The sequence below is a fragment of the Allocatenococcus thiocycli genome, from assembly GCF_921292965.1.
Taxonomy (GTDB): Bacteria; Pseudomonadota; Gammaproteobacteria; order Enterobacterales; family Vibrionaceae; genus Vibrio; species Vibrio natriegens.
Genome location: NZ_CAKLCK010000045.1, coordinates 113601 through 129417, shown reverse-complemented (window position 1 = coordinate 129417; position 15817 = coordinate 113601). Strand labels below are relative to the sequence as shown.

17 protein-coding genes are annotated in these 15817 nt (G+C 44.5%); 4 read left to right on the top strand and 13 right to left on the bottom strand.

All coding sequences use genetic code 11. From position 1 onward, the window contains the following. Positions 1–126: 126 nt before the first annotated feature. From istB to bolA, 13 genes are all read right to left on the bottom strand, one after another. Complete coding sequence (istB, locus tag L9Q40_RS19020; protein ID WP_050935648.1) at positions 127–921, bottom strand: IS21-like element helper ATPase IstB; 795 nt, start codon at positions 919–921, stop codon at positions 127–129. Beyond that, a complete protein-coding gene (gene istA / locus L9Q40_RS19015; protein WP_050935650.1) occupies positions 918–1937 on the bottom strand; it encodes an IS21 family transposase in 1020 nt (339 codons plus the stop codon). The genes istB and istA overlap by 4 nt, the downstream gene beginning before the upstream one ends. Before the next feature lie 55 nt (positions 1938–1992). Then, positions 1993–3162, bottom strand: a complete 1170-nt coding sequence (locus L9Q40_RS19010; protein ID WP_498794229.1) for a site-specific integrase — start codon at positions 3160–3162, stop codon at positions 1993–1995. Positions 3163–3438: 276 nt separating this feature from the next. Further along, positions 3439–3672 carry a DUF2789 domain-containing protein gene (locus L9Q40_RS19005; RefSeq protein ID WP_014232786.1) on the bottom strand — a complete coding sequence of 78 codons (234 nt, stop codon included), beginning with the start codon at positions 3670–3672 and terminating at the stop codon, positions 3439–3441. 116 nt (positions 3673–3788) lie between these two features. After that, the gene (gene nqrM / locus L9Q40_RS19000) at positions 3789–4022 is read right to left on the bottom strand and encodes a (Na+)-NQR maturation NqrM (protein ID WP_014232787.1); all 234 of its coding nucleotides are present in this window, start codon (positions 4020–4022) and stop codon (positions 3789–3791) included. A 22-nt stretch (positions 4023–4044) separates the two neighbouring features. Next, complete coding sequence (locus tag L9Q40_RS18995; RefSeq protein ID WP_498794228.1) at positions 4045–5049, bottom strand: FAD:protein FMN transferase; 1005 nt, start codon at positions 5047–5049, stop codon at positions 4045–4047. 144 nt (positions 5050–5193) lie between these two features. Further along, entirely contained in the window at positions 5194–6417 is a 1224-nt protein-coding gene (gene nqrF / locus L9Q40_RS18990; protein ID WP_014232789.1) for an NADH:ubiquinone reductase (Na(+)-transporting) subunit F, read from the bottom strand. 33 nt (positions 6418–6450) lie between these two features. After that, positions 6451–7047, bottom strand: coding sequence for an NADH:ubiquinone reductase (Na(+)-transporting) subunit E (nqrE, locus tag L9Q40_RS18985; RefSeq protein WP_014232790.1), 597 nt, complete (start codon positions 7045–7047; stop codon positions 6451–6453). Positions 7048–7054: 7 nt separating this feature from the next. Continuing rightward, positions 7055–7687, bottom strand: a complete 633-nt coding sequence (locus tag L9Q40_RS18980; RefSeq protein ID WP_014232791.1) for an NADH:ubiquinone reductase (Na(+)-transporting) subunit D — start codon at positions 7685–7687, stop codon at positions 7055–7057. Continuing rightward, on the bottom strand, positions 7687–8457 hold the full coding sequence (locus L9Q40_RS18975; RefSeq protein WP_020335166.1) for a Na(+)-translocating NADH-quinone reductase subunit C: 771 nt from the start codon (positions 8455–8457) through the stop codon (positions 7687–7689). Before L9Q40_RS18975 ends, L9Q40_RS18980 begins: the two co-directional genes overlap by 1 nt. Continuing rightward, positions 8447–9691, bottom strand: a complete 1245-nt coding sequence (locus L9Q40_RS18970; RefSeq protein WP_014232793.1) for an NADH:ubiquinone reductase (Na(+)-transporting) subunit B — start codon at positions 9689–9691, stop codon at positions 8447–8449. The genes L9Q40_RS18975 and L9Q40_RS18970 overlap by 11 nt, the downstream gene beginning before the upstream one ends. A gap of 5 nt (positions 9692–9696) precedes the next feature. Beyond that, complete coding sequence (locus L9Q40_RS18965) at positions 9697–11037, bottom strand: Na(+)-translocating NADH-quinone reductase subunit A (RefSeq protein WP_498794227.1); 1341 nt, start codon at positions 11035–11037, stop codon at positions 9697–9699. 471 nt (positions 11038–11508) lie between these two features. Further along, on the bottom strand, positions 11509–11817 hold the full coding sequence (gene bolA, locus L9Q40_RS18960) for a transcriptional regulator BolA (RefSeq protein WP_014232795.1): 309 nt from the start codon (positions 11815–11817) through the stop codon (positions 11509–11511). Positions 11818–12084: 267 nt separating this feature from the next. Here bolA and L9Q40_RS18955 point away from each other — a divergent pair, with 267 nt between their 5' ends. From L9Q40_RS18955 to L9Q40_RS18940, 4 genes are all read left to right on the top strand, one after another. Continuing rightward, entirely contained in the window at positions 12085–13239 is a 1155-nt protein-coding gene (locus L9Q40_RS18955) for a methyltransferase (protein WP_498794226.1), read from the top strand. Positions 13240–13281: 42 nt separating this feature from the next. Then, a complete protein-coding gene (locus tag L9Q40_RS18950) occupies positions 13282–13851 on the top strand; it encodes a YajG family lipoprotein (protein WP_498794225.1) in 570 nt (189 codons plus the stop codon). Continuing rightward, positions 13851–14396, top strand: coding sequence for a peptidylprolyl isomerase (locus L9Q40_RS18945; protein ID WP_498794224.1), 546 nt, complete (start codon positions 13851–13853; stop codon positions 14394–14396). Before L9Q40_RS18950 ends, L9Q40_RS18945 begins: the two co-directional genes overlap by 1 nt. 68 nt (positions 14397–14464) lie before the next feature. Next, positions 14465–15817: an AmpG family muropeptide MFS transporter gene (locus L9Q40_RS18940; RefSeq protein ID WP_065302790.1), complete on the top strand. Its 1353-nt coding sequence runs from the start codon at positions 14465–14467 to the stop codon at positions 15815–15817.

Sequence of the window (15817 nt, the reverse complement as noted above, 5' to 3'; positions counted from 1 at the left end):
GTACACTTTGGTGGTTTGGTTTGAGTACTTGCTATCTACTTTGTGTCCTAAGCGTTGTCAACGCCAGTTTAAAATTGACCCACTTATCGACGTTATCGCCGAAGTAAAATTGACCCACCCATACAATTAACTTTTGCCTTCAGATAGACTTTCTAGAACCGCTGGTATGGTTCCAGCCGCTTTCTTTCCTCTTAATCGATAGCTTTCACCGCTGATTTGTACAATGTGCGAGTGATGAAGAAGTCTATCGAGTAATGCCGCCGTCAACGTTGTATCATCGGCGAACGCATTTGACCATTGAGAGAACGGCAAATTACTGGTCACGATAATGCTGCCTTGCTCATAACGTTTGGCGATGACGTTAAAGAACAAGTTGGCCTCTTCTCTGCCGAACGGTAAGTAGCCGATTTCATCGACGATAAGTAGCTTAGGTGCGAGTACACTTCGTCTCAAGTAGCTTTCAAGCTTACCCTGAGCTTTTGCTGTAGATAGCTGAAGCATCAAGTCTGCTGCGGTGATGAACCGTGTCTTTAGGCCCTTTTGAACCGCTATTTGGCCAAGGCTCACTGCAAGGTGGCTCTTACCAACGCCACTTGGGCCGAGTAATACCACGTTTTCCTTTCGCTCAATGAAGGCTAACCCTGTTAACTCCTTGAGCTGTTTTCTTGGGGCACCCGTTGCGAACTTGAAGTCATAGTCATCGAACGTTTTTTCCATTGGGAAGCTGGCGAACTTAGTCAGTGTGGCTCTTGTGCGTTCTGCTCGCGCTTCCAGTTCAGCGTTCAGAAGTGACTCTAAGTAATCGGCTAGACTCAGTTCACGACTGTTGGCTGCTTCTGCCAGTCTCGGCCACTCCTGACCGATAGCTTGTAACTTCAGCGTTGCACAGGCAGCCTCGATACGACTCATTTGAAGGTTCATGGTCGTACCTCCAACAACGCATCATACGTCGAGAGTGGGTGCTGGAAGCTCTCAAGTGGCATCACACTATCGCTTATTGTTAGTGGTGTGACTGGGCGTGTCGGCGATGGTAGCGACTGAAGTGTAAAGCGCTCTTCATCTAAGAGAACCTGAGGCTTTGCACCTGTCGTACCATGAGTTCGTTGGTGAGCGACGGTTTCTAGCCATGCGCCGATATGTCCATTAAGAACATCGACGGTGATTTTAAGTCCGTGTTGCTTGAGTGTCGCCGCAAGAGGAGTGACGAAACTATTCTTCAAGTAGGAGTTAAATCGCTCCACTTTTCCTTTGGTCTTTGCGCGATATGGACGACAGGCTCTCGGTTTAAAATTGTACTTCTTGGCTGCGGTGAGCAGTGCAGGGTTCCAGCGGTGCTCACCTTCACCGTATGCATCACGCTCTATCATGATGGCTTTCGCATTATCGAACAGAACTTCTTTGGGGACGCCACCGAAGTATTCAAACGCTTCTTCAAGACCTTCTATCCAGTCTTCTTGGCGCTCTCGTTCACTAAAGCGAACGAACGTCGCTCTGCTATAACCAAGCGTTGCCACGAAGGCTTTAACACGGACTCCGTAATGGGTGATGGTCGTAAAGTCCACTTGCATCTGCTCACCTGGCAATGTCTCGAACCGAACGACAGGGTCGACAGGCGTACTTGGTTTGTACTGTTTGATGTACTCCTTAAGCATCGTTATACCGCCTTCATAACCAAGTGATTTTAACTCACGTAGTAAGACGGTTGCGGGTATCCAATAAGGCTTTGCGGCTTCAATCCGCGTACACAAGTAGTCATGGTAGGGCTGAAGTTTAGTTGGTCGGGATTGACGCTCGGGGTACACGGGTGCTTTGCTTCTATCTCGCAGATAAGTACGAACGGTATTCCTTGAGATCCCCAGCTCCTTTGCGATACGGCGGATGCTGCACCCTTGCTGATGTAAAACGTGTATTTCCACTAGTTGCTCCTGATTGATCATAATCCGCCGCTTTGTCCATGTTACGAACGGATAGTTTGACTCAGGTGGGTCAATTTTAAATCGGCGTTAGTGGGTCATTTTTACATCGGCGCTGACAGCGTCTTGCGGTTTCAATATACACCGCAGATTCCGTGGTAATCGATTCGTATGATTTCTTTGCTTTTTGGCAACCTTCATAAAAAACATCAGTGCCAAATGAGTGTCTTAAGTGGTGGTAACTCAGCGCTTCATCCAACTCTTGATAGCCTGAGTAAGCTTCTGGATTCTCTTGCATTAATTTGCGAACTTTCTTTAAAACCCTAGAAAAAAGCTGAGTGCCGTATTGCTCACCTATGGGCTTACCGAAAGTGTGATTGGTAGAGTTGGATACCAATAACTGATTGCTCTCAGTTCTAGGGCGCTCTTGGTCGTAATAGCGCTTCATTAAATTAAGGTGAGAACGTTCAATATAAAGCTTTCTCTTTGAACCATATTTTGCATGAAAAGAAGCTAGGTGGTATTCGAATTCCTCTTTATCAGGGTTAGCCACCATATCTTTAAAAAGGCTCAATAAGCCTTTTTGAATAGAACCATCAGCCTTAAAGTCTTCCAAGTAAAACCCTTGGTTCTCTCTGGTTCGACAACCAAGCTCTCCACCATTGCGTAGAACAATCTCCTCCACAAGAGTATCGGTATTGGCGTAAAGCAATTCTCTCGTTGCTGGAAGTAGGTATTTTATGATGAGTTTTGATTTGCTATTTGAGCGAACTAATTCTCTATTTTCTGAATATATAAATATTTTTTTATATGGCATATCAAAGAAGTAGGAAAGCCAGTTGTAATAACTCTCTAATGACATTACCGCTCGATTAACTACAACTTCACTAGCTTCCATCGTATGAACTAGATGGTCATTAATGAATGTATTCATATATTCAGCGGGAAGAGCAGTATGGTTATCGAGTGTAAGTAGGGTGTGATCTGATTCTTTGGCATAATCTTCTAACCATTCAAGGAAAACGCCCAATTTCTCACCCCTGACATATTGAGCATCTTCACCAATTTCAACCTCCTTGAATTGGAAGTCATACTGTTCGGTCTCAGGGTTCTTTACTTTCTCATGGACAACAGAAAGCCCATTCAAGGTGGTGTAACGATTATAAAGACAAGGTAACAGAAGTGGCACATCGTTATCATCAAGATAAATCCAATGCTGGTTATGAGTTTTATCATTTATTCTTTGCATACATTTTTACCTTAAAAAAATGCCACCATTAAGTAAATGGTGGCATACAATAAAAACGCTTACAAATTTTATCTCAAATTAACACATCAGAGTTTAAAAACAATCCATATCGACATGAATAATTTTTCTGATTCGCTCTGACATAACCTAGATTACACTGTTTAAAAATACAGTATAGTTAAATTCATGCCTGAAGAAAATGAAAGTTTAACTGGTTTACTAACCACCAAGCCCATCACGTTCGATAAACCATTGACTGAGCGGTTATTGCATCTGTTAGTCCCGCAACATAACGTCCAGTTGATCGACCAACTCTGCCCAATCCGCATCTTGCTCAATAGCCTGCTTCAAGAAAGCTGACTGTGAGCGTGTCCAAAAGCTCGCTTCATATATCGGCGCAGAATCACGTTTATGTCGATGGTTATTCACAAAGTCTTTAATTTCCCTTGGTGAACTACCTAAACCGAGCTGCTCAAACAATTCGGTCATTCCGTGTTGATGCATTTCCATATCTACCTCCTCAAACAGGATCACTAACCAAGAGTATATACCCTGTCAGGCAGACGATAAAAAATAACCCAGCATAAAGCTGGGTTATTAATGTCTGATAATTACTCTTTACAGAGTTATGCGATTCGGTCTTTTTCCCAAGCCGCCAGCTTCTCTGCGCGGGCAGCTTCACGAGCTTCGCGCTTTTTGCGAGCGTCACAAGGCTCCGGACAGTTACATACTTTTTCAATGCCTACAGCACCGAGGCCGCCGCAGCTACCTTTTACGACTTTTTTCTGGATGATATAGCCGATCGACATTGCCGCAATCACAGCGACAAACACGGCAAATGTAATTAGAAATGTACTCATAAAGACATGCTCACTTATGTAATTATTGGCTTACGTATGGCTTGTAGGCATCTGATGCCAGCTCTTTAAAGCCATCTTCGGTCTTAACAATCATTAGCACCGGAATATTGTTTTCTTGTGCTACTTGCATCCCTTTTACTTCGCCCATCACCATCAGGCCAGTCGCTAGACCGTCTGCAGTCATCGACGATTTGTCCAGTACCGTTACTGAGACCACTTTGTGGTTGATCGGTTTCCCTGTTTCTGGATTAATGATGTGTGAGTAACGAATACCATCACGTTCAAAATAGTTACGGTAATCGCCAGAGGTCGCAATAGCCATCTCACCCGGCTCGATGATCTCTTGGATAGCTCGCTCTTCAACAGACGGCTTCTCAATCGCTATACGCCAAGATACACCTTCACGGTTAATACCTTTCACGCGCATCTCACCACCGACTTCCACCATGTAGTTCATGATGCCTTGAGATTGAATGTAATCTGCCACAACATCAACGCCCCACCCTTTCGCGATGGTAGACAAGTCTACGTATAGGTTTGGAATGTCTTTCTTCAGTGTGTTGCCTGCAACTTCTAGGTGTTCGATACCTGTCATTGCGCGACGCGCCGATAGTTCTTCATCACTTGGCACGACTTCAGGGCGAGCTTCCGGGCCAAAGCCCCATAAGTTAACCAGAGGCCCTACGGTCACATCCAGTGCACCCATCGTTAGTTTGTTCAATCGAATCGCTTCTTTTACAACGGTCGCGGTTTGAGGTGATACTTCAAATGCATCAGATTCGGTGTACTGGTTGAAACGACTCAGCTCTGAATCTTTACGGTAAGTCGACATTTGATCGTTCACTTCTTCGAGTAAACGGTCGACTTCTTTTTGTAGTTCAGCCGCAGCTGGAATACCTTCCGCAGCAATGTATTTAATGTTGTAAGTCGTCCCCATTGTAGGGCCAGTTAGATGTACTTGCTCTGCTGGCTGTTCACAACCTGCAAGAACTAAAAGAGAAGCAAAAGCAACAAGCCACTTTTTCACTTGTTTAACTCCTATGGAAAATTGAAATGGATATAGAGAATAAGTTGTGTCGATATAAACCGATTTTCTATATCAATTAAATATTCAGAAAAAACAATGGCTGACCCGTAAGAGTCAGCCACAAATTTCAATTACTTAGATGGATTAACCACCGAAGTCATCTAGAAGGATGTTTTCATCTTCTACACCAAGATCTTTCAGCATGCCGATAACAGCCGCGTTCATCATCGGTGGACCACACATGTAGTATTCACAATCTTCAGGAGCTTCGTGATCCTTCAGGTAGTTTTCGTACAGTACGTTGTGGATGAAACCAGTGTAACCATCCCAGTTATCTTCTGGCATTGGATCAGATAGAGCACAGTGCCATACGAAGTTGTCGTTTTCTGCTTGTAGGCCGTCGAAATCTTCTACGTAGAACATTTCACGCTTAGAACGTGCACCGTACCAGAAAGACATCTTACGCGTAGAGTTTAGACGCTTAAGTTGGTCAAAGATGTGCGAACGCATCGGAGCCATACCAGCACCACCACCAATGAATACCATTTCAGCATCAGTGTCTTTCGCGAAGAACTCACCAAATGGACCAGAAATCGTACACTTGTCACCTGCTTTAAGAGACCAAATGTATGAAGACATGATACCAGGTGGTACGTCAGGATTATTAGGCGGCGGCGTAGCGATACGCACGTTTAGCATAATAATGCCTTCTTCTTCTGGGTAGTTAGCCATTGAGTAAGCGCGGATTGTCTCTTCGTTTACTTTAGACTCGTAACGGAACAGGTTAAATTTGTCCCAATCTTCACGGTACTCATCTGGTACGTCGAAGTCAGCGTATTTCACGTGGTGAGCAGGCGCTTCAATCTGGATGTAACCACCAGCACGGAAAGGTACTGATTCGCCATCTGGAATTTGTAGCTTAAGCTCTTTGATGAATGTCGCTTTGTTATCGTTAGAGATAACTGTACATTCCCACTTCTTAACGCCGAAGATTTCTTCTGGAAGTTCGATGTCCATGTCTGTTTTCATTGCAACTTGACATGCCAGACGCTCACCTTCACGTGCTTCACCTTTAGTAATGTGGTCAAGCTCGGTAGGAAGGATATCACCACCACCAGATTTAATTTTTACGCGACACTGACCACATGAGCCACCGCCACCACAGGCAGAAGAAACGAAAACACCAGCGCCAGCAAGAGCGCCTAGTAGTTTACCGCCTGGTTGTGTAACGATCGCCAGATTAGGGTCGTCGTTCACAGAAATTGTAATGTCACCTGTTGGTACAAGCTTAGACTTAGCGAAAAGAATCACTAGTACTAGAGCCAGTACGATCAGAGTAAACATCACTACACCAAGAATAATGTCCATTGACTATTCCTTAATTGTTGCGGTTTACCCGACTTACAGTTGAACACCAGAGAAAGACATAAAGCCTAACGCCATTAGACCTACAGTGATGAACGTGATACCTAGACCACGTAGACCAGGAGGTACGTCAGAGTACTTCATCTTCTCACGGATACCTGCAAGAGCAACGATTGCTAGCATCCAGCCCACACCAGAACCGAAACCGTAAACAACAGATTCAGCAAAGTTGTAGTCACGTTGTACCATGAAAGATACACCACCGAAGATCGCACAGTTTACTGTGATCAACGGTAGGAAGATGCCTAGCGCGTTGTACAGAGGTGGGAAGAAACGGTCTAGAACCATTTCTAGGATCTGTACAAGTGCAGCGATTACACCGATAAAGGTGATGAAGTTTAGGAAGCTAAGATCGACACCTTCAACTAAAGCGTTTTCTCTCAATACTAGGTTGTAAACAAGGTTGTTTACTGGAACAGCGATAGTAAGTACTACTACAACCGCAACACCTAGACCAAAAGAGGTCTTAACTTTCTTAGATACCGCAAGAAACGTACACATACCTAAGAAGAAAGACAAAGCCATGTTTTCGATGAAAATCGATTTAACTAACAGACTAATGTAATGTTCCATGACGTCCTTACTCCTTCGCTTCTACTTGTTCTGGTTTCAGAATACGGATTGCCCAGATTAGGAAGCCGATTAGGAAGAATGCTGATGGCGCTAGAAGCATCAGGCCGTTTGGCTGATACCAACCACCGTTGCTCACTAGAGGTAGGATTTCCATACCAAATAGTTTGCCCGAGCCGAATAGCTCACGGAAGAAACCAACAGTGATAAGAACGAAACCGTAACCAAGACCGTTACCGATACCATCGATAAGAGATGGGATTGGCGCAGATTTCATTGCGAATGCTTCAGCACGACCCATTACGATACAGTTCGTGATGATAAGACCTACGAATACTGATAGCTGTTTAGAGATATCGTAAAGGTAAGCTTTAAGCACCTGGTCTACCACGATTACTAGCGATGCGATGATAGCCATCTGAACGATGATACGTACGCTGTTAGGAATGTGGTTACGGATTAGAGATACCGAGAAGTTAGACAAAGCAGTTACAAACGTTACTGCCAGCGTCATAACAAACGCAGTTTCTAGTTTAGTTGTTACTGCCAGAGCAGAACATACACCAAGAACCTGTAGCGCGATTGGGTTGTTGTCCAATACTGGCGCTAGAATGCTCTTTTTAACATTTTGTGCACTAGACATTAGTTCAGACCTCCGTCACGAACTTTTGCTAGGAATGGACCAAAGCCCATGTCACCTAACCAGAAGTCAAATGTGTGTTGAACACCGTTACTAGTTAGTGTCGCACCTGACAGGCCGTCAACACCGTGCTCAGAACCTGCTGGCGCACCACCTTTAACAACCTTGATAGCTGGTTTGTGGTTTTCGTCAAACAGTTTCTTGCCTACGAATTGTGCGCGCCAGCTTGGGTTCTCAACTTCACCACCAAGTCCAGGAGTTTCACCCTGCTCGTAGTAAGTGATACCAGATACTGTGTTGCCATCTGTTTCAACAGCAACAAATGCGTACATCATAGACCAAAGACCATTACCGTGAACCGGAATGATAACTTTAGATACTGCGTCGCCGTCTTTCACTAGGTATACAACACCTGTATTAGCACGACGAATGATCTTCGCTTTGTCATCTTCAGCAGATAGCTTGATAGACTCAGCAGGATCTTTTGCAGCTTTACGCTGATCGTAAGTTGCAGCGTTACCTTCTACAAAGTCACCAGTATTAAAGTCAACCAGACGTGGTTCAATGTATTGTGCAAATAGCTCAGGTACTTTTTTACCTGAAGCATCAATGCCCGCAACTTCAACGATCTTAGATTGCTTATCTAGTACAGCGTTAGCTTTTTGCTTATCGCGTAGACCTACTGCTGCTGTTGATACGATGATTGAACAAACAAGGCTCAACCCGACAACAACACCCAGCGTCTTTTTAATGCTGTCGTTATTACTTGCCATAGCGTGCTTGTCTCCGCTTGATGTTCTTCTCAATAACTAAGTGGTCGAACAGAGGTGCAAACAGGTTCGCGAATAGAATCGCCAGCATCATACCTTCTGGGTACGCTGGGTTAACTACACGAATAAGAACACACATTACACCGATTAGAGCGCCGTACCACCATTTACCTTTGTTGGTAAATGAAGCAGATACAGGGTCTGTCGCCATAAAGAACATACCGAATGCAAAACCACCTAGAACTAGGTGCCAGTGCCATGGCATGTTGAACATAGGGTTAGTATCAGAACCGATAACGTTGAACAGCGTTGCTGTCGCGATCATACCGATCATTACACCCGCAATAATGCGCCATGAAGCGATTCGCATGTACACGATCATCGCTGCACCGATCATCAGAGCAAGAGTCGATACTTCACCAATTGAGCCAGGGATGTTACCGATGAAAGCATCCATCCAAGTGATAGGAGCACCAGAAACTGTGTTTACTAGAGCACCGTTACCACCTTGAGCCCATTGGCTAAGAGCAGTCGCACCAGAGAAACCGTCAGCAGCAGTCCATACTACGTCACCCGAGATTTGCGCAGGGTAAGCGAAGAATAGGAATGCACGGCCTGCTAGTGCAGGGTTTAGGAAGTTACGACCTGTACCACCGAAGATCTCTTTCGCAACAACAACACCGAAGGTAATACCTAGTGCAGCTTGCCATAGAGGAAGTGTTGGCGGAACGATAAGTGCGAACAGGATAGAAGTTACAAAGAAACCTTCGTTAACTTCGTGCTTACGCACCATACAGAACAGAACTTCCCAGAAACCACCAACAATAAACACTGTTGCGTAGATTGGTAGGAAGTAAGTCGCACCTAGTAGCATCTTACTGCCAACCCCTGCATCAGCGGAGATGGTTCCACCAAACATTTCGGTTAGCCAGTAATGCCAGTTGCCTGCTACTACTGTCGCTAGTTGGTCACCAGCGTGCATGTGAGTCAGTGCTGCGATAGCTTGGCCACCCGCGTTGTACATACCCCAGAACATTGCTGGGAATACCGCGAACCAAACCATGATCATGATACGTTTTAGGTCAACGCTATCACGAACGTGTGAGCTTCTCTTTGTTACAAGACCCGGAGTATAAAACAGCGTTGCTGCTGCTTCATAAAGGGCAAACCACTTCTCATGTTTACCACCAGGCTCAAAGTGATGCTCGATGTCTTCAATAAATTTTTTAAGAGACATGAAAATTACCCTTCCTTCTCGATCTTATCTAGGCATTCACGAAGTAGCTGACCGTACTCGTACTTACCAGGACAAACAAAGGTACACAATGCTACGTCTTCTTCGTCTAGCTCCAGAGCGCCAAGTGCTGCTGCACTATCTGTATCGCCTGCACATAGATCACGAAGTAGCAGAGTAGGTTCCATATCTAGTGGCATTACGCGTTCGTAGTTGCCAATTGGAACCATTGAACGGTCACTACCATTAGTCGTCGTTGTCATGTTGAACAACTGACCTTTGAATAGGTGACCAAGGAATGAGCGAGTTACAGAGAACTTGTTCTTACCAGGCATTGCCCAGCCGAACAGCTCTTTTTCATAACCTTCACGTAGAACAGACACTTGTAGGTTGTAACGACCTAGGTAAGCGTGAGGACCAGTTGCATGAGTACCTGTTAGTACCGAACCAGAAATCACACGAACTTCACCTGGCATTAACTCGTTGTCTGTCACGTCGTCTAGGCTAGCACCTAGCGTCGTACGAACTAGACGAGGGTTATTCACTACTGGACCAGCCAGAGAGATAACACGGTCAGTGTAAAGTTCACCAGTTAGGAACAACTTACCGAACGCAATAACGTCTTGGTAGTTGATGCTCCACGCCACATTTTCAGCATTTACTGGGTATAGGAAATGCATGTGGGTGCCAGCAAGACCTGCTGGGTGAGGGCCATCGAAGACGTGTTCTTCAATGTTAGACTGTGAAGAGCGTGGCAAGCTAGTGCCAGATTTACATACGTAAACCTTGCCTTCTGTCAGGGCTGAAAGAATGTCTAGACCAGCAACGAATGCTTCTTGTTGCTCGTTAATTATCAACTCAGGATTAGCTGCTAGTGGATTAGTATCCATTGCAGTTACAAAAATCGCCTTAGTTGAAGACTCGATTGCTGGAACCTTGCTAAACGGACGAGTACGTAAAGCGGTCCATAGGCCAGATTCAACCAATTGAGTCTTGATCACTTCACGATCTAGACCAGAAAGTTGAGAGGCTTCGAACTTATCGAATGTCACCTGCTCTTCACCTGCCACTTCAATCACTACTGATTGAAGGACACGTTTAGCGCCACGGTTAACTTCGATCACTTTACCGGCTGCCGGTGCAGTGAATCTCACGCCAGGGTTCTTCTTGTCTTCAAAAAGAACTTGCGCTTTTTTCACTTCATCACCAACGCGGACATGCATGGTTGGACGCATGCCAACGTACTCTTCGCCAAGCAAGGCGACTTTTTTGATGGTCTTACCATCATTAATCACCTGGGATGGAGTTCCTGCGATAGGAAGATCCAAGCCCTTCTTTATTGTAATCATACGCACTTGCACTACTTTTATCGGGAAAAAGATTCTTTTGATTGCGTAACTTTTAGACACGACATTAGTGTCCGGTTTCAGTGTTGTTTTAAACACTAAAATCGCAACATCCTATTAAAAATCTCGTTACAAGAAATACTCGAGATTTCTCAGGTGCAATATTCTAGCATTTTTTAGGAACTTGATGCCATGACCAATCATAAGAATAGAGCGGATATTTAGGTAGAATAAGGTCTAAAAGGTCAAAGAATACTCATAACTTTGACCAATCGCACAAATACAATATTCCACACATACCGTATGGTAAAGCAACATTCACCGGCTGAAACAATCTTTGATTTTCATTCATTTGTTGAAACACTGTTAACGTAATTTCTTTAACCGGGATAGCTCTATTCTTTGGTGTTACGCTTGGTAAAACGAAAAAAAAGATGGTTTCCACCATCTTTCAAAAATCTATTTTTAATGGCGTTAACGACCACCACCGACACACATTGGGCTATCAGGCGCGCCATTTTGCTCGCTCTTCCATTCCTCATCGGTGTAAGTATGAATCGCTAATGCGTGAATGTGATTATCCAACTCATCTGCGAGAATTTGATGAACCTGTCGGTGTCTGCCAATCAGTCTATGTCCAGCAAACGAGTCGCTAACAACGATGACTTTAAAGTGGCTTTCTGAACCTGGCGGTACATTATGCATATAGCTTTCATTGATCACTTTTAAGTAGCTAGGTTGCAGCTCACTATGTAGCTTTTTCTCTATGATTTCTTGGATCATATTCGTTCCTCATCGATTCGAATTTCATAAGTATATACCCAACTCACGGTAACTTGCAGTATCCAGCTCTCGCTGTTGAAGTATAAGTCTAAAAATTAAATCCTAACCTCAATCAACGCAATAGTTTAAAACTCAGAGTTGAGTCATGTCTGAGCCTTTGAATAACGTAAAAGCAAGTAAACTCAAAATTTAACAGCTTTTTGTATCTACACTTGCCATCATTTGCGACAATATTCCCTAGTTTATTGAATCAACCTACGTTTACTTATGAAAACCGAACTGAACCTTCACGGCAGAAGCCTAACGCTTCACCGCTTCCCTAAGCGCTCCAACGAAACACTGCAGGCTTGGGACGCTGGTGATGAGTATTTGATTAATCATGTTGAAGAGCTGGCGCTAAACGACAATCAACATATTGTGGTTATCAATGATAGCTTTGGCGCTTTAGCTTGCTGGTTCTCTGAAAAACATCGTGTGACGTTTATGAGTGACTCTTTTATTTCTCATAAAGGTACTCAAGTAAACCTTGAAGCGAATCAATGTAAAGACGTGACATTTCTTAGCACGATGGATGACATTCCAGCAGATGCTGACTTGGTTTTGCTGCAACTTCCAAAAAGCAATCGTCACCTGACTTGGATACTCAGCCAGCTTAGAAATGCGCTCCCTGAGTCATGCCCGGTTATTGGCGTTAATAAGGTCAAAGAGATCCACACTTCGACGCTCAAACTCTTTGAAAAGCATTTAGGTGAAACGAAAACGTCCCTTGCCTGGAAGAAGCACCGACTGGTTTTCTCCCAAGCCAATGCTCAACCTATTGTCGAAGTAGACCCGATTACAGCGTGGAGTGTGGATGGCGAGAATATTCAGCTCAAAAATCTGCCAAATGTATACTCAGGCGAAAGTTTAGACTTGGGTGCCCGATTTATGTTGCAGCATATTCCTCAAGATGCTTCCATCACTCATATTGTCGACCTTGGATGCGGTAACGGCGTACTCTCAGTGAAAGCGGGGCAGTTAAACCCAAATGCTCGCCTGACTTGTGTTGATGAAAGCTTTATGGCGCTGGAGTCGGCTAAGCAGAATTTACTGGATAACTTAGGTGAAGAGCGCGAAGTACAATGCATCGCGAACAACTGCTTAGATGGTTTTGATCACGATAGCTGCTCACTTATCATGTGCAACCCACCCTTCCATCAGCAGCAAGCCATCACCGACCATATCGCATGGCAAATGTTCTGTGATTCAAAGCAGGTATTGAACAAAGGCGGTCGGTTACTTGTCATAGGAAATCGACACCTTGGCTACGACGCTAAACTCAAGCGTCTGTTTGGTGCCAACAATGTGAATCTTGTCGCGTCTAACAATAGGTTCGTGATTTTACAGGCAACAAAAAATCCTGCTAAATTAAACGCAAAATAAAAAAGCTCCTTACTGAGAAGAATGTTTACAAGGAATAATCAAATGAAAAAATTGGTAATCGCGGCTTCAGTTGCCTTGCTGGCTGCATGTTCAGCCCCACAACAGGTACAACTGAACCTGATGCCTGAAAGCACACTTAGCACCAATCCTATTGTACAAGGCAAAACATACAGCTTAATCAGTAAAGATGTACGTGCCGCTCAATACGTTGCGTTGGTGGATAATGGACGTTCTAACATTCTTCCTATCCACGCGAAGCAGAATTTACGTATTGCTCTAGAGCAAGCGTTGGAGAAACAGTTCTCATCCCAAGGATTCCACTCAGACCTTAACAGTAATAATGTGATTGAACTTAAAGTTCAGGAAGCGCTCGTGAACGTAAAGCATTCGGTCATGGAAAAAGAGATGAGTGCTAAGGTTGTGTTAGAAATCACAGCAGAAAACCCACAAGGCCGATTAGTCAAAACGTATACGGGTAGTGCAAATCGCTCCGGTACGTTCAGCGCTTCAGACTCAGATATCGAACAGACATTAAACGATGTGGTTGATCTAACTCTGAAAGAAATCGCCAACGACCCAGAACTTCGTCAGTACATGCAGGAGCGATTCTAATGATACGCAAAGCAATTCTTTCTCTGGCGCTACTCAGTTGTAGCGTTTGGGCTGGATCTAAGGTCTCGTTTGAAACAACACTGGGCTCATTTACCGTTGAGTTAAATGAAGAGAAAGCACCAATAACGGTGGCGAACTTCCTTAAATATGTTGAGGATGGCAGCTACGAAGGCACCATTTTCCACCGTGTAATACCGGGTTTTATGGCGCAAGGTGGCGGTTTCAACCAAGAGATGCAAATGGTTGATACGTACGAGCCTATCAAAAATGAAGGTAATAACGGCCTAAATAACGACCAGGCGACTATCGCGATGGCTCGTACCAACGCGCCGGACTCGGCGACTCGCCAATTTTACATTAATTTAGTGGATAACGATTTTCTTAACTACGGCGCTCGACCACCGGGTTATGCAGTCTTTGGTCAGGTAACTGAAGGCTTTGATGTCATCCAAAACATGGCAAAACAGCCAACATCTTCATCTGGCCGAATGCGTGATGTACCAGAAACTCAAATCGTCATCACGAAAGCAACATTACTCAAATAGCCATCATAAACCCTTTGAATATTCGAAGGGTTTTCTCTTTCAACGGCGTCATTTTATTGGATTAATCTATGTCTTCATTACCTTCCATCACTTGGTTGGAAACGGTAAAAAGTTACCTCGATAAACGTTTGTTATGGGTCTTTATGCTGGGATGCTCAAGCGGCTTCCCATGGGTATTGATCGGCTCTAACATGTCTGGCTGGCTTAAAGATGCAGGCTTAACGCTTTCTGCGATTGGTTATTTTGGTAGCGTCTTTGCCGTGTATGCGATTAACTTCCTCTGGGCTCCACTGGTAGACCGGCTAAAGCTCCCACTGTTGCACCGTCTTCTTGGGCAGCGACGCAGTTGGATTTTCTTTTGTCAAAGCATCGTGCTTGTCGCCACCATTCTAATTGCAGATGTAGACCCGGCACAAAACCTGGCTTTTGCATCAGTTTTAGCCCTGTGTATTGCGACGGCATCGGCAACACAAGATATCGCCATCGACGCTTTTCGTATTGATACCTTCCCAAAATCTGAAGCCTCTAAACTGCCACAAGCGTCGGCAATGGCAGTCATCGGATGGTGGACTGGCTACTCCCTGCCTGGCTATTTAGCGTTTATTAATGCCGATAGCATCGGCTGGAATGGCGTTTATTACGGAATGGCGTTTATCGTTGTAGTTTTAATGGTGTTTACACTCTTAGTCGGAGAACCTAAAACTCAACGTGAGCAGTTACAGTCTGAAGCAGAACAACGTCACAAAGAAGTGGTAGGTTCTAGAATCGTTGCGTGGTTTACAGTAACCGTCGTTGAGCCTTTCCTGGATTTCTTCAACCGAAATGGGGTGCGCGTTGCGATAACCTTATTGCTCTTCGTATTCTTGTTCAAAATTGGCGAAGCCTTCTTAGGCCGAATGTCGATTGCATTCTATAAAGATATCGGCTTTAGTAACGAACAAATTGGCTACTACTCCAAGCTAATCGGCTGGGGTGCGACAATATTCTTTACCTTAGTAGGCAGTATGTTCAATGTGAGGTTTGGCCTGGTTCGCGGCCTGATGATCGGTGGCATTGCCATGTCCGCAAGTAATCTGATGTTTGCTTGGATTGCTTCAGTCGGTCCTAATGAACACCTGTACTTAGCCACTATCATTGTCGATAACTTTACTACAGCATTCTCAACCGTGGCGTTTGTCTCTTTCTTAACGTTATTAACCGGACAAGCGTTTTCAGCAACACAATACGCATTGCTGGCGTCTTTAGGGAATTTTGGACGAACCACACTGGCCTCGTTCAGTGGCGAGTTAGTAGATTACCTTAATGACTGGAGTACCTTCTTCATTCTTACCGCGGTTATGGTGATACCAAGTTTGATCATGCTGTATTCACTACGCCACTACTTTGATGACCTGCTAGAAAAAGCACGCCATAAACACTAA